Genomic DNA, 12,947 nt, shown 5'->3' with positions numbered 1-12,947 from the left:
ACGTCGCTGAGGGCAGGCAACCGGCGCGCCGCGCATAGTTAATAGTTGGTTAACGCGGGGTATCTTTGATTTTTTGGTGGGATTTCAGGATCTTGTCGAATGCTAGGCCATCATCAGGCTGCTGGCGGCCGCCGGGAGGTCGCGCATGTGGTGGATCAGCCGGTCCGGCTTCAGCTCGGCAATCGGTACGTCCGTGTAGCCGAAGCTGACCCCGATCACGGGAACCCCGGCCCGCCGGGCGACCCCGACGTCGGTCCCGGCGTCGCCGACCATGATGCTGGCCTTCACGTCCCCGCCGGCCCTGGCCACCGTTTCCCGGAAGATGGTCGGATCGGGCTTCTGGACCCCAAAAGTGTCGGCGCCGCAGATCGCCGCGAAGCGGCGGCTGAGGTCGAGCTGGTCCAGCAGCCGCTTCGACAGCCATTCCAGCTTGTTGGTGCAGACGGCGAGGCGATGGCCCTGCGCCGCAAACTGGTCGAGCGCCGCCTCGAGCCCCTCGAAGGGCCGGGATTCGACCGCGATATGCTCGGCGTAATAGGCGATGAAATCCGCCGTCATCCGGTCCATGTCGGCGGGCGTGACGCTCCGGCCCTCGGCCTCCAGCCCCCGCTCGATCAGCTTGCGGGCGCCGGCGCCGATCATGTTGCGGGCCGACGCCACCGGGACGGGCGGCAGGCCTTCGCGGTCGAGCACGTAGTTCAGCGCGGTGATCAGGTCGGGCGCCGTGTCCACAAGCGTGCCGTCGAGATCGAAGACGAGGGTGTAGGGGGAGGTCATGGCCAAGCGCTATCGGGCCGGCCGGATCGACGCAAGGGCCGAAGCCATAAGTTCACCTTATAAGATCGGCCCAGAGGCCTGTTCCGGCGGGAAAAACGAGGCTACATAGGCCGCCGCAAGCGGCTAATACCGGCGGCACTCTCAAGCCAGAGGCGGGCGCAAAATTGAACATGGACCAGTTGAAGCGGCAGGCGGCGGCGCGGGCGCTGGAGGAGGTGCGTGACGGCATGCAGCTCGGGCTCGGCACCGGCTCGACCGCAAAGCATTTCGTCGAGCTGCTCGGCGAGCGGGTGGCGGCCGGGCTCAAGGTGATCGGCGTGCCGACCTCCGAGGCCACGCGCGCCGATGCGGAGCGTTGCGGTGTGAAGCTGACCACGCTGGATGAGATCGACCATCTCGACATCACCGTCGACGGCGCGGACGAGATCGATCCCGAGCTCAATCTGATCAAGGGCGGTGGCGGAGCGCTGCTGCGCGAGAAGATCGTGGCGGCCGCCTCGGACCGCATGATCGTGATTGCCGACGACAGCAAATGGGTGCCGACGCTCGGCAAGTTTCCGCTGCCGGTCGAGGTCATCCCGTTCGGGCTTGGCGCGACGCGCCGCGCGATCGAGAAGGCATTTGCCGACTGCGGCGTTTCCGGGCAAATGGCGGTCCGCAAGGCCAAGGACGGCCACGTTTTCGTCACCGATGGCGGCCACTGGATCGTCGATGCCCAGCTCGGACGTATTGCGGATCCCGCCAGCCTCGCCAAGGCGTTGAGCGCGATCCCCGGCGTGGTCGAGCATGGATTGTTCATCGGCTTGGCCAGCTCGGCCGTCCTGGCGGGTGGCGAGGGAATTCGCGTGATTGAACGGCGAAAGCCGAAAGGAGACTAGGAATGAAGAGCGTTTTGAAATTATTGCCGGCCGCGACCCTTGCTGCTGGCCTGGCCGTCGCGGCGGTCCCGGCGATGGCGCAGCAGGCGGCGCCGGCCCAGCCCAAGGCCGCCACAGCGCCGGCCCAGCCGAAGGCCTCGCCGGCGGCGATCGCCGCGGCCAGGGAAATTTTGCAGATCAAGAACGCCACGGCGATGTATCAGGGCGCCGTGCCCGGCCTCGTCGAGAAGACCAAGATCGCGCTGACGCAGCAGAACCTCAACTACCAGAAGGATCTCAACGAGGTCGCGCCGATCGTGGCCCAGCAGCTCGCCGGCCGCCAGAACGAGATCGGTGAAGGCATGGCGCAGATCTATGCCAGCGAGTTCACCGAGCAGGAGCTGAAGGATCTCGTCACCTTCTACAGGTCGCCGCTGGGCAAGAAGCTGATCGAAGCCGAGCCGCGCGCCATCGGTCTCAGCATGGCCTTCATGAACTCCTGGGCCCAGAACTTCTCCGAGACCGTGATGGGTGCCTTCCGCGCCGAGATGCGCAAGCGTGGCAAGGAAATCTGACAGTACCTATCTGACAGAGGATACCTGATAGGGACTCCCTGGAAGAGGTCGGAGTGGACAATGGCTGAATTCGACGTCGACCTCTTCGTCATCGGTGGCGGCTCGGGCGGCGTGCGTGCCGCCCGCATCGCGGCCGGTCACGGCGCCCGCGTAATGATCGCGGAAGAGTATCGCATGGGCGGCACCTGTGTGATCCGCGGCTGCGTGCCGAAGAAGCTGTTCGTGATCGGCTCGCATGTCCGCCACGAGATCGAGGACGCCGCCGGCTTCGGCTGGACCATCCGGTCCATGAGCTTCGACTGGGCGACGCTGATCGCCAACAAGGACAAGGAGATCGCGCGGCTGGAGGCGGCCTACACGACGAATGTCGAGAAGTCGGGCGCGCAGATCGTCAAGAGCCGTGCGGTGATCGAGGACAAGCACACCATCCGCCTGCTCGAGAACGACAAGAAGGTCACGGCGAAGTACATCCTCATCGCCACCGGCGGTGCGCCCAACCATGGCGCGGCGATTCCCGGTATCGAGCACGTGATCTCGTCCAACGAGGCGTTTCATCTCAAGAAGCTGCCGAAGCGGATCGTGATCCAGGGCGGCGGCTACATCGCGCTGGAATTCGCCGGCATCTTCGCCGGCTTCGGCTCCGACGTCACCGTGATCTATCGCGGCGACAACATCTTGCGCGGCTTCGACGAGGATGTCCGCACGCATGTGCGAGCCGAGATGGAGAAGCAGGGCATCACCATCCTCACCGGCTGCACGGTGACCAAGGTCGACCGTCACGGCGAGGAGTTCACCACCCATCTGTCGAACGGCTCGAGCATCGCCTCCGACCAGGTGATGTTCGCGATCGGCCGCCATCCCAACGTCGCTAATCTCGGCCTGGAGAACGCCGGCGTCGCCATCAATCCAAGGAATGGCGGTATCGCGGTCGATCATTTCTCCAAGAGCTCGGTCGACAGCATCTACGCGATCGGCGACGTCACCCATCGCTTCAACCTGACGCCGGTCGCGATCCGCGAGGGCCATGCCTTCGCCGACACCGTGTTCGGCAAGCGCGAGGTGCAGGTGGATCACGCCAACATCCCGACGGCCGTATTCTCGCAGCCGGAGGTCGGCACCGTTGGTCTCACGGAGACCGAGGCGCGCGCGCAATTCAGCCATGTCGACATCTACAAGACGACCTTCCGCCCCATCAAGGCGACGATGTCGGGCCGCGACACCCGCGTGCTGATGAAGCTGGTGGTCGACGGCTCGACCGACCGCGTGCTCGGCTGCCACATCGTCGGCGATGCCGCCGCCGAGATCACGCAAGCCGTGGCGATCGCGGTGAAGATGAAGGCGACCAAGGCGGATTTCGACGCGACCATCGCGCTGCATCCGACCGCGGCCGAAGAGCTCGTCACCATGCGCACCCCGACCGCGCGCCACGTGCGGCAGGCGGCGGAGTAGGGCTGTCGGAAGAGCCTGGCCTGCATGGTTCGAGACGCCCGCTTTGGCGGGCTCCTCACCATGAGGGTCTAAGATCTCGCCGCGAAGTGTGACCTCATCCTGAGGGCCCGCCATAGGCGGGCGTCTCGAAGGATGGCCGCAAGCGAAGACGTACGCGTACAGATACCCGACCGGCTTGCCTTCGGTGCGCAGGGGACGGACGTCCTTGTGCGTGATGATCTGACCGGCGAGGCCGTCGATCTCGTCGCGCTGCGTCGGTGTCCAGCCGCGCAGCTCGTTCATACCCTTCAGCAGGCCTCTCAGGACCTGGGCATTTTCGCCGACGCCGATGAGGCTGATCGACTCTTCCCCTCATGCACGCGAGCTACTGCAGGCGCTGCACCGGGCGGTGAGCGGAGATGATGGCCTATCGACCCACTACGCTCTAGCCAAGCTACTTAGCTGTCCCCGTCGTAACTCCTGGCGCTGTCGTAACTCCTGGCGCCGTCGCAACTCCTGGCGCCGTCGTAACTCCGCGCCGCACTTGGCGCGCTTCACGGCGACCCTCGCGGCGCACTTGGCGCGCGTCACGGCGATCCTCGCGGCGCTCGTGTCGCCCCTCACGTCGATCTTGACGCCTTTCCATACCAGCGGTCTGCGCCTCCGCGTCAGGGACCATCAGCACGGTCGGGAACGCGGCTATTGCAGTCGCCAAGCCCAAAGAAGAAAGAAGCTTCCGCCGAGAGATCATGACTACCTCCCTTGCTGGACTGCCCCAAGATTTAAAAGTTTACTCGCTCTGCCCGTCCTCGTCTTGATCTATGTCATTGGACGGTTGCACTCACATCCGCCATCCTTCGACGGTCGCGCCGTCGCGTGCGCATCACCTCGACACGGCTTCTTTCGTTGAGATGCACGGCACGGATCGAACCCGGAGCCAGCACGGGCAACGGCTCGCACCGTCACCGCGTCACCATCACGGCGCGGACAGGCGACGGACGCGGCAGGCAGCGCGCGCACCGGGAGCGGGCAGGCCGGGAGCAACGGGCGACACCGCCAGGCGATGGCGTAAACGCCAAAAGCGCTAAAACCAGAAGGCCGCCAACTGAGGCAGCCCAATCGCTAAACGAACGCTATGTAGGAGGTCGTCCCGGGCCGCAGGAAGGCCGTCCAGCGCCTGGGAGCGGCAGCACCACGGGGCCGGGCAGGCCGCCAGCCTATCCACAGGAAGCCGCCGGGCATTCCCGAAGCTCTTAAAACCTAACATATTAATTTCGTTGGGTTTTTCTGGCCAGTCAGGCTCCCGCAAGGGGAGAAGGAAGAGAAACTCCGGTCAGCTGACTCTGATCACGCCTACGCCCAGATGAGGCCGGCGCTCAGCCGTACAAATATCCGACCGGCTTGCCTTCGGTGCGCAGGGGACGGACGTCCCTGTGGGTGATGATCTGGCCGGCGAGGCCGTCGATCTCGTCGCGCTGCGTCGGGGTCCAGCTGCGAAGCTCGTTCATGCCCTTGAGCAGGCCGAGGCGCAGGACCTGGGTGTTCTCGCCGACGCCGATGAGGCTGATGGACTCCTTGCCTGCCGTCACCACGTCGCCGGCGGAGAGTTCAAAACTCTCGCCGGACTTCTTCTTGAACTCGGCCGTGCCGCGAATGACGCGGTAGATCACGACCTCGCCCTTGGCAAAACAGGTCGCGTCCGCCGCGGTAGACGTGCTCTTCGGCAAGAGTGCGTGGCCCCGCGGGTCGGTCGCGATGATGTGGCCGGTGACGAGATGCCCGCTCGGAATCTCGATGCCGATATCGCGCACGTAAACCGGCATGGCCGATTTGACAGGACCATCGGTGAGCGGCTTGAACAGCGCGTCCAGCGCCAGGGGATCCTGCAGCCAGAAGCCGGCATCGGCCGGACGATCATGCAGCGGATGGCTCCAGGCCACGCGCGGCGTTTCGTCCTCATTGATCTGATCCGGGCCGACGATGGTCGGGTTCGGAAAGGTGGTGGGATCGGTGATGAAGGCTTCGAGGAATTTGCCGGAATAGCCCATCGAGATCGGATCGGGCACCACCGTTTGCGGCGTCTTCAGGTTCTCTTCTGTCGACAGTCCCGACCAGGTGTAGAACAGCTGCCGATGCACGATCGCGCTTTGCAGCATCACCGCGCCGGGGCCAACATTGTACCAGCGCCCGTCATAGTCGAAGGTGAACGCGCCCGAAGTGACCAGCACGAGCTGAAAGCCGCCCGGTGGCAGATGCAGATGGAAATCGGTGGGGCCGGTGTCGGGACGGTAGATCGGCAGGTTGGTCGCGACCTCGTGCAGCAGGAAGGTCTCATTGTTGGCGTGAAAGCCTTCGTTGGCGCGGTTGTAGAGCGCCTGCGGCCGGTAGGTCGCCTCGAACTTCGCGTTCTTGTCGCGATCGATCGCGACAAAGTCCTGATCGTTGAGGCGGAGGGGTGAGCCATCCGGGCGGGTGAGGCCGGTGAATTTGAGATCGCCCGCAGCATGCACGTTCATGGCATTCTCCGATGTGAGGCCGTCATCCCGGAGCTGGGCGCACGCATCTTGCTGCTCCTGTCGTGGGAGGGCAGGGAATCCGGCGTGACGATGTCTTGCGAATTTTGGGCCAGTCGGCGTGCGGCGCAGCGCGCGGGCTCTCCGGCGTCTCGCGGCGAGAGAAAAATCGAGGTTGCGCCTGAAGTTAGATCGCGTGGTTCACCAGCCTGCCAGGCCCTGTTCGCAGAGCTCGCGAGTCCGGTCGAGGCACGCATTTTGTCTAATTTGTCGGCATGTCCTGCAAAGGCCATGCAGTCGTACAGGTCGCTGGGACAGGCAATCGCCGGCGGCTCAAGCTCCGGGGCGGCTCATTCGAACGACTGACGGACGGTCCGCTCGGGCTTGCCGGACGGGCTGTCTGCCCACTTCGCCATGTCCACCGCGCGCGCGTCGATGCCTTCGCACCAGAGGCAGCTCAGCTCCGCGCGGCCCTTGGCCGTCAGCATCGGGACAAGCGCATGGCCGCAGCCGGTGCAGGACGTGATGCTGTGCATGCGATTCTCCGCGATCATCGAACTTCAGGGGCGACCTTTTCGCTGCCGAAGCTTGCGCGGGCGCTATGACGGAGCGATGCGCCCCATCGGAGCTCGCCCGAGATCATAGCGATCTATGGTGACGCGGCTGCGATGCCGCCGTTTTCGCCCGGCCCCGGTGTTAAGATGCGGGACGTCGAGATCGGAGGTCGAGATGGACGATCAGGCCACGCGAGCCGCGCTTCAGCGCCATTGGGATGCTTCGGACGCCAATGATTTCGAGGCCGAGCACGACATCTATCGCGAAGATGCCGTGCTCGACTATCCGCAATCGGGCGAGCGCATTCATGGCCGCAGGAACATCCAGGAGAGCCGTTTCGTGCAGCCGAACAGGAAGCGCTTTACGGTCCGGCGAATCGTCGGCGGCGGCGATCTCTGGGTGAGCGAGTTCGTCCTGAGCTATGACGGGGTGCCGTCCTACGTCGTGAGCATCATGGAATTCCGTGACGGACTGGTCGCGCACGAAACGCAATATTTCGGCGACCGGTTCGATCCGTCACCGTCCCGTGCGCATCTCGTCGAGCGGGAGTGAGCTGCGTGCTCCGCGCTCCGCTGTCATTCCCCGCGGAGGCGGGGAATCCAGTACGCCGCGGCTACTCGATAATCACGCACGTCTCGGAGCACTGGATCGCCCGCCTGCGCGGGCGATGACAGCGAGAATGTGATCAGGTGCGTCGCCCGCAACTGTTTAACCAAACATGACAACACGGAACCGATGCGGCGGCTGGTCGCAGTCGGATCGCCTTGATTCCGACAGACCCATCTTTATTTCTGGTGGCGAACAAGAATCCGGGCCCCTCTGGCGAGGACGCCGACAGATGTCGGCAAACCTCGCGATGTCGGATGACCTGTCCCGCGCGAATGCGATGGATCGGCCGACTGTCGGGCCCTCTCGACTTCCTTCCGATCCGTCGTCCCCATCGCAGCTCCGCGCGGCCATTTGCGCAAAATGAGGAGCAACGATGTCTGACGCCAAATTCTCAAATTCAATCGAGATCACCGAACCGTCCAGCCTGAACGAGCAGGCGGCGGTGGCGCTTGTCATTGCCGGCGCGCTGGTCGCCGTGGCCGACCGGCGCGTCTCGCCGGTCGAACGCGACGAGGTGATCCGCTTCATCAGGGATCGCGGATTGGCGCCGCACATCGATGACGAACGGCTGCTTTCGATCTTCGACGAACTCGCGGAACGATTGGAGGAGCCGGACTTTGCCAATGTGGTGATCGACACGCTGCGGCCGGTTTCGAACATGCCGCTGTCATCGCATCTGATCGAGCTGTCGGAGCGCGTCGCGGCCGCGGACGAGGACGTGCATCCGCACGAGGTGCAGGCGATCAAGCTGCTGCGGCTTTTGACGCTGGTGCTGCCGCGCGCGAAGCAGGTCGGGCCGGGTGCGATGAGCACTGCCCAAAAGGAGTGAGCATGAGCACGACTTCGGATGAGCAAGCGGCAGGGAACGCGGGCGCCGCCAGCCAGATGGCCGGCGGCGATCCGCGCCTCGACAAGCTCGTCCATCGCCTGCCGCCGCGCATGGGCGATACCGTCACCTATCTGCTCAGGCCGTCCAGCCGGTGGGTGCGGATCCCCTCTGGCGCGCTGCTCGTCGTCGGCGGCGTGCTCTCCTTCCTGCCGGTACTCGGCGTCTGGATGCTGCCGCTTGGCCTCGCGCTGCTCGCCGAGGACGTGCCGGCGCTGCGAACCTCCCGTTCAAAGGTCCTCGATTGGGTCGAGCGGAAAAAGCCGGGATGGCTCGATCCGTCTGCATCGAAAAATGATCAATCATGACTGAATTCATCACAACCGACGCGCTGACCGCGCTGCTTCAGGTCATCCTGATCGACCTCGTGCTCGCCGGCGACAACGCCGTCGTGATCGGCCTTGCCGCCGCCGGCCTTCCGGCCGCGCAGCGCCGGCGTGCCATCATCGTCGGCATTGCCGCAGCAACCGCGCTGCGCATCGTCTTTGCCGGCGTCGCGACCCAGCTCCTGCAGGTGATCGGTCTTCTGCTCGCCGGCGGCGTGCTGCTGCTCTGGGTGTGCTGGAAGATGTGGCGCGAGCTGCGCGAGCATTCAGCCCATTCGAGCCAGCTCGCGTTCAGCCATGGCGGCGCGAGTGCTGTGCCGGCGCAGAAGACTTTCGGCCAGGCGGCGGTGCAGATCGTCGCCGCCGACGTATCGATGTCGCTCGACAACGTGCTCGCGGTCGCGGGCGCCGCGCGCGAGCATCCCTACATCCTCGCCTTCGGCCTGCTGTTGTCGGTCGCGATGATGGGCGTTGCCGCCGACCTGCTCGGCCGGGTGCTGCAGAAGCAGCGCTGGATCGCCTATGTCGGTCTCGCCATCATCGTTTACGTCGCCTTCGAGATGATCTATCGCGGCTCGCTCGAGCTTGCGCCCGTGATCGCAAGTCTCTAAGCGGACGCTTCCTGCCTGCACTCCGGAGTGATCAATGAAGTCTGAACCCAAAGCACATTTGGTTGCGCCGTCGTCGCCGCCGCAAATCGGCCCGTTCGCGCAGCTGATCTTCGGCTCGCGCTGGCTGCAGGTGCCGCTCTATGTCGGCCTGATCATCGCACAGGGCGTCTACGTGCTGCTGTTCCTGAAGGAGCTCTGGCACCTGGTGGTGCATTCGTTCGATGCCAGCGAGCAGCAGATCATGCTGGTCGTGCTCGGACTGATCGACGTCGTCATGATCTCGAACCTCTTGGTGATGGTGATCGTCGGCGGTTACGAGACGTTCGTTTCCCGGCTCAACCTGAGCGGCCATCCCGACGAGCCGGAATGGCTCAGCCATGTCAACGCCAGCGTGCTCAAGATCAAGCTGGCGATGGCCATCATCGGCATCTCCTCGATCTCGCTGCTGCGCACCTTCATCGAGGCCGGCAATCTCGGAACCACGCGCAGCAATTTCACCGAGAGCGGCGTGATGTGGCAGGTCCTGATCCACCTGACCTTCATCATCTCCGCGATCGGCATCGCCTGGGTCGACCGCCTCAGCGAGAACGGCCACCGCAAGCAGGCTGGTCACTGAGCGTCGACTTTCGAACGGTTGCGGGGCGCTTGCCGGCTGTGCTGCGTCTCCAGCGCTAGGGCGTGTGCGGATGGGCGGCGTTCTCGCGCCGCTCGCGCTCGCCCAATTCGCGCACCAGCTCCTGAAGGAAGGATTCGGTGTAGGCGGGTAGCGTCCGCTCGGCGCGGACATAGATGCCGAGATCGGACCAGACCGGGCTGCCGGCATTGTCGAGTGGAAGAAAGACGAGCTGGCTGTCGCGCGACAGCCTGTTGATGCCGAGCTGGGTCTGGAAGGCGACACCGACGCCGCGCGCGGCGAGCTCGCGCATCAGGTCGATCGAATTGGCCTGGATCGCCGGCTCCGGCGTCTCCGAGAGCTGCGCGATCAGCGGCTGCAGCAGATGATAGATCGACAGCTCCGGCAGCGCGTTGATGACGGGGAAGGCGAGGCATTGCGCCAGCGTCACCGTCTTGCGGCGTGCCAGCGGATGCTCGCGTGCGACCACCGCGCCGAGACGAAACCGCTTCAAGGCGGCCTGCCGCAAATCGGGCGGATGGCGGAGCGCCATGGCGATGCCGATGTCGGCTTCGCCGCGGCTCAAGGCCTCCAGGACGTCCGACGATCCCTTCACCTCGATGGTGAAGCTGACGCGGCGGGCCCGGCCGCGGTGGGACGCGATCAGGTCCGGCAGCACGGATTCCGTCAGCGATTCGATGCAGGCGATGCTGACGGTGCCGCTCCAGGCGCCGGACAGGGACGCGACGTCCGAGCGGAAGCGGTCGAGGTCCTGGAGCACGTTCATGACATGCCGGGCCAGCATCTCGCCGACCGTCGTCAGCGTCAGGCCGCGCGCATTGCGCTCGAACAGAGGTGATCCAACCTCTTGCTCCAGCTTGAGAATCTGGCGGCTGACGGCCGAGGACGCAACGTTCAGGACGCGCGCCGCCGCCCGGATCGAGCCGGTGCGGCGAACCGCGTGGAAATACTGGATGGCGGGTGAATGAAATCGCATGGGGCCCCTTGGCAGGACTATAGCCGTTGCCGAAACGGCAGCAATATGTGCGAAATTCTCTGCTTTTCGAGAGCGCTCCTCCTCCCTAGGTTCGCGGCCGGCTTGGCCGGCCCTGCCGGGACGACGCCATGCCGTGCGCAACGCCGCGCCAGGGGATTTCGGGGTGAACGAAAACATCGCTTGCGAGCTGGAGCACGGGCCGGACACCCGTCTGGTTGATCGCCGCCGCGCGGCCGCCTATGTCGGCGTGACCGCCGGGCGCTTCGAGCAATTGGTGCGCGACAACGTCGTGCCGCCGCCGGTCATGGTGGACAACAAGCGACGCTGGCCGATCGCATTGCTCGATGTCGCGAGGGAAGCGGTCATCAGCAGCATGCCATGCCTGCCGCAGGTGATGGCCGACGCCGCGCCGGAGGCGCACCCCTGCGAGCGCGATCCGGCACCCTCGCATGAATTGCCCGATCAGGCCTGGTTCGAGCAGCGCACGCGGTTCGTGCAGCGCGTGCGCCGCTCGCTGCTCTCCGGCAACGAGATCCGCCTGCTGCGCGAGTTCAAGCTGCTCAAGCAGAACCGGATCAGCATGTTCGGCTACTACGGCAGCTTCGAAGCGCTGATGGTGCGCGGCTACATCGTCGAGATCGATCGCAAGCCACCGTCGAGCCGGCCGCTGGTGACCTATCGCCTGACCGAGCGCGGCGAGCAGGTGGTGTCGGCGCTGAAGGACGAGCCGCTGATGTGAGCGGGCCGGGTGGCGTTGCCGGGACCGTGTCGCCCTCAGAAGTCGAAGCCACGCTCCCCCGGCTGGTTCGAGATATTCCAAAAGAACCGGCTGGACCTGATCGCATCTATCGCTATATTTTTTAGGATATAGCGGAACTGCGCTTCGGAGTTCTCGATGGAAATCAAAGTCAGATCGCTCACGACCTGCGAGGTGGCGGCCGACGGCGGCGCGATCTCGCTGGGGTTCGAGGACGTGACGGGCAATTCGGCTGCCGTCCGCGTCTCGCTCAACCAGGTCGGCGCCCTCATCATGACACTTCCGGGATTGCTCGAGACGGCGCTGAAGGCCCGTTACGGCGACCAGAGCCTGCGCTACGCCTATCCGCTGGCGTCCTGGGTGCTGGAGCAATCGACCGACACGACCCAGCGCATCATCACGCTGCAGACCGAGGACGGCTTCAAGGTCCGCTTCTCGATCCCGAAGGCGGAGCAGAGCCTGCTCGGTGAGGCTCTGACGCAGCCGATGCCGGAAGTGAATGTGCGCCCGAACTAGCGCGCGCACTCAAAGCCGCGGCAGCCAGCGCCGGGCTCATTCGGCCCTAGAGCGTTCGATTTCGTTCACATAATCGGCCCACTCGAATTCAAAGGGCCCGACGCCGAGCTCGGAAGCGGCATCAATTTCATTTTCATGTGCGAAATCGGACCACCGCACGCCACGATCAGTTCGAGAGACGCGAGCGGTGATGGCGCCACAAGCGAAGTCGCCACACTCCGGACAGACAAAAAGAGCCACCCGGTGCCCGTCCACCGGGGCATCAGAAGACAACATGGCCGCCGTTCGTCCATTGAACCGTCGGGCGAAGTCACGTTCGAATTCTGGGTTCGAGAGAGAACCGCACATATCGAATGTGAGCCCCCCGGCAGCTTCGAAGAGCGATACTCCATTGACGACGAAGTCGAACGTTCGCCGCTCCTGGTGCGGAGGATTTGTGCCGCCGATCCGATGCAGGGGCGCTAATTCAAGCCGATCCATCATGTCCACCCGTCCGGTCACGACTTCCGCGAACGGGCGATGTCGCTCCTGAGTGCCTCCAGCTCCTTGTGCACGGCGCGCGCGGCGTCGCGCTCGATCTTGCGGTAGCGTGCGACAAGCTTCTCACCGAAGGGAGTCAGCATCGCCCCGCCGCCGTTCTTGCCGCCGGCCTGTGGCTCCACGACGGGATGTCCGCAGATGCGCTTGATCTCGTCGACGAGATCCCAGGCCCGCTTGTAGGACATGTCCATGGCGCGACCGGCCGCCGAGATTGAGCCGTGCTCGCGGATCTGCTCAAGCAGCTCGATCTTGCCGGGCCCGATCCGGTCTTCGCCGTCGAGGTCGATGCGAAGGCTCAATTGGGGAAGCGATTTGGCGCTCGCGCGCGACATGACGAGGACTCTTGGATCAATTCGCAACTGAGATTGCCACTCTTGCCTGCCGTGG

At 64.7% G+C, this 12,947-nt stretch carries 16 protein-coding genes and 1 pseudogene; 10 read left to right on the top strand and 7 right to left on the bottom strand.

Features of this window, described 5'->3' with window-relative positions; translation table 11 throughout:
• Positions 1-102 precede the first annotated feature (102 nt).
• Positions 103-777: an HAD family hydrolase gene (locus tag XH79_RS01355; protein ID WP_212339966.1), complete on the bottom strand. Its 675-nt coding sequence runs from the start codon at positions 775-777 to the stop codon at positions 103-105.
• Between the two features lie 164 nt (positions 778-941).
• Here XH79_RS01355 and rpiA point away from each other — a divergent pair, with 164 nt between their 5' ends.
• Genes rpiA through gor form a run of 3 tightly spaced genes read left to right on the top strand, consistent with a single transcriptional unit; the run spans position 942 to position 3,658 of the window.
• Positions 942-1,655: a ribose-5-phosphate isomerase RpiA gene (gene rpiA, locus XH79_RS01350; protein WP_212338770.1), complete on the top strand. Its 714-nt coding sequence runs from the start codon at positions 942-944 to the stop codon at positions 1,653-1,655.
• A gap of 2 nt (positions 1,656-1,657) precedes the next feature.
• Complete coding sequence (locus XH79_RS01345; protein WP_271580360.1) at positions 1,658-2,209, top strand: DUF2059 domain-containing protein; 552 nt, start codon at positions 1,658-1,660, stop codon at positions 2,207-2,209.
• 60 nt (positions 2,210-2,269) lie between these two features.
• Positions 2,270-3,658: a glutathione-disulfide reductase gene (gene gor, locus XH79_RS01340; RefSeq protein WP_271580359.1), complete on the top strand. Its 1,389-nt coding sequence runs from the start codon at positions 2,270-2,272 to the stop codon at positions 3,656-3,658.
• 153 nt (positions 3,659-3,811) lie between these two features.
• Here gor and XH79_RS43065 read toward each other — a convergent pair.
• The 3 genes and pseudogenes from XH79_RS43065 to XH79_RS01330 all read right to left on the bottom strand — a co-directional run.
• Positions 3,812-3,994, bottom strand: a pseudogene (locus XH79_RS43065) (hypothetical protein); the annotation flags it as partial.
• Positions 3,995-5,013: 1,019 nt separating this feature from the next.
• Positions 5,014-6,153: a hypothetical protein gene (locus tag XH79_RS01335; RefSeq protein ID WP_271580358.1), complete on the bottom strand. Its 1,140-nt coding sequence runs from the start codon at positions 6,151-6,153 to the stop codon at positions 5,014-5,016.
• A 347-nt stretch (positions 6,154-6,500) separates the two neighbouring features.
• Complete coding sequence (locus tag XH79_RS01330; RefSeq protein ID WP_212338779.1) at positions 6,501-6,686, bottom strand: hypothetical protein; 186 nt, start codon at positions 6,684-6,686, stop codon at positions 6,501-6,503.
• A 193-nt stretch (positions 6,687-6,879) separates the two neighbouring features.
• Between XH79_RS01330 and XH79_RS01325 the strand changes: the two genes are divergently transcribed.
• The 5 genes from XH79_RS01325 (at position 6,880) to XH79_RS01305 (ending at position 9,753) form a co-directional block, all read left to right on the top strand.
• Complete coding sequence (locus XH79_RS01325; RefSeq protein ID WP_271580357.1) at positions 6,880-7,257, top strand: nuclear transport factor 2 family protein; 378 nt, start codon at positions 6,880-6,882, stop codon at positions 7,255-7,257.
• A 430-nt stretch (positions 7,258-7,687) separates the two neighbouring features.
• Positions 7,688-8,143 carry a TerB family tellurite resistance protein gene (locus XH79_RS01320; protein ID WP_212338785.1) on the top strand — a complete coding sequence of 152 codons (456 nt, stop codon included), beginning with the start codon at positions 7,688-7,690 and terminating at the stop codon, positions 8,141-8,143.
• 2 nt (positions 8,144-8,145) lie between these two features.
• Positions 8,146-8,508, top strand: coding sequence for a hypothetical protein (locus XH79_RS01315; RefSeq protein ID WP_212338787.1), 363 nt, complete (start codon positions 8,146-8,148; stop codon positions 8,506-8,508).
• Positions 8,505-9,137 (top strand): YjbE family putative metal transport protein, encoded by a 633-nt coding sequence (locus XH79_RS01310; protein ID WP_271580356.1) that lies wholly within the window; start codon positions 8,505-8,507, stop codon positions 9,135-9,137. Before XH79_RS01315 ends, XH79_RS01310 begins: the two co-directional genes overlap by 4 nt.
• Positions 9,138-9,171: 34 nt before the next feature.
• The gene (locus XH79_RS01305; protein WP_271580355.1) at positions 9,172-9,753 is read left to right on the top strand and encodes a TIGR00645 family protein; all 582 of its coding nucleotides are present in this window, start codon (positions 9,172-9,174) and stop codon (positions 9,751-9,753) included.
• Positions 9,754-9,808: 55 nt separating this feature from the next.
• On the opposite strand, the gene XH79_RS01300 is transcribed toward XH79_RS01305, so the two are convergent.
• On the bottom strand, positions 9,809-10,747 hold the full coding sequence (locus XH79_RS01300) for a LysR family transcriptional regulator (RefSeq protein WP_271580354.1): 939 nt from the start codon (positions 10,745-10,747) through the stop codon (positions 9,809-9,811).
• Positions 10,748-10,910: 163 nt separating this feature from the next.
• On the opposite strand from XH79_RS01300, the gene XH79_RS01295 reads away from it, so the two are divergent.
• The gene (locus XH79_RS01295) at positions 10,911-11,486 is read left to right on the top strand and encodes a hypothetical protein (RefSeq protein ID WP_271580353.1); all 576 of its coding nucleotides are present in this window, start codon (positions 10,911-10,913) and stop codon (positions 11,484-11,486) included.
• Between the two features lie 156 nt (positions 11,487-11,642).
• Complete coding sequence (locus tag XH79_RS01290; RefSeq protein ID WP_271580352.1) at positions 11,643-12,020, top strand: hypothetical protein; 378 nt, start codon at positions 11,643-11,645, stop codon at positions 12,018-12,020.
• A 36-nt stretch (positions 12,021-12,056) separates the two neighbouring features.
• Here XH79_RS01290 and XH79_RS01285 read toward each other — a convergent pair whose 3' ends face one another.
• Positions 12,057-12,503: a hypothetical protein gene (locus XH79_RS01285; RefSeq protein ID WP_212338804.1), complete on the bottom strand. Its 447-nt coding sequence runs from the start codon at positions 12,501-12,503 to the stop codon at positions 12,057-12,059.
• Between the two features lie 14 nt (positions 12,504-12,517).
• Positions 12,518-12,892, bottom strand: a complete 375-nt coding sequence (locus XH79_RS01280; RefSeq protein ID WP_212338807.1) for a winged helix-turn-helix domain-containing protein — start codon at positions 12,890-12,892, stop codon at positions 12,518-12,520.
• Between the last annotated feature and the right edge of the window lie 55 nt (positions 12,893-12,947).

The organism is Bradyrhizobium sp. CCBAU 45389, from assembly GCF_028128625.1.
Taxonomy (GTDB): Bacteria; Pseudomonadota; Alphaproteobacteria; order Rhizobiales; family Xanthobacteraceae; genus Bradyrhizobium; species Bradyrhizobium liaoningense_B.
The sequence above is the reverse complement of the archived record's forward strand: the minus strand, read 5'-3'. Positions and strand labels throughout refer to the sequence as shown.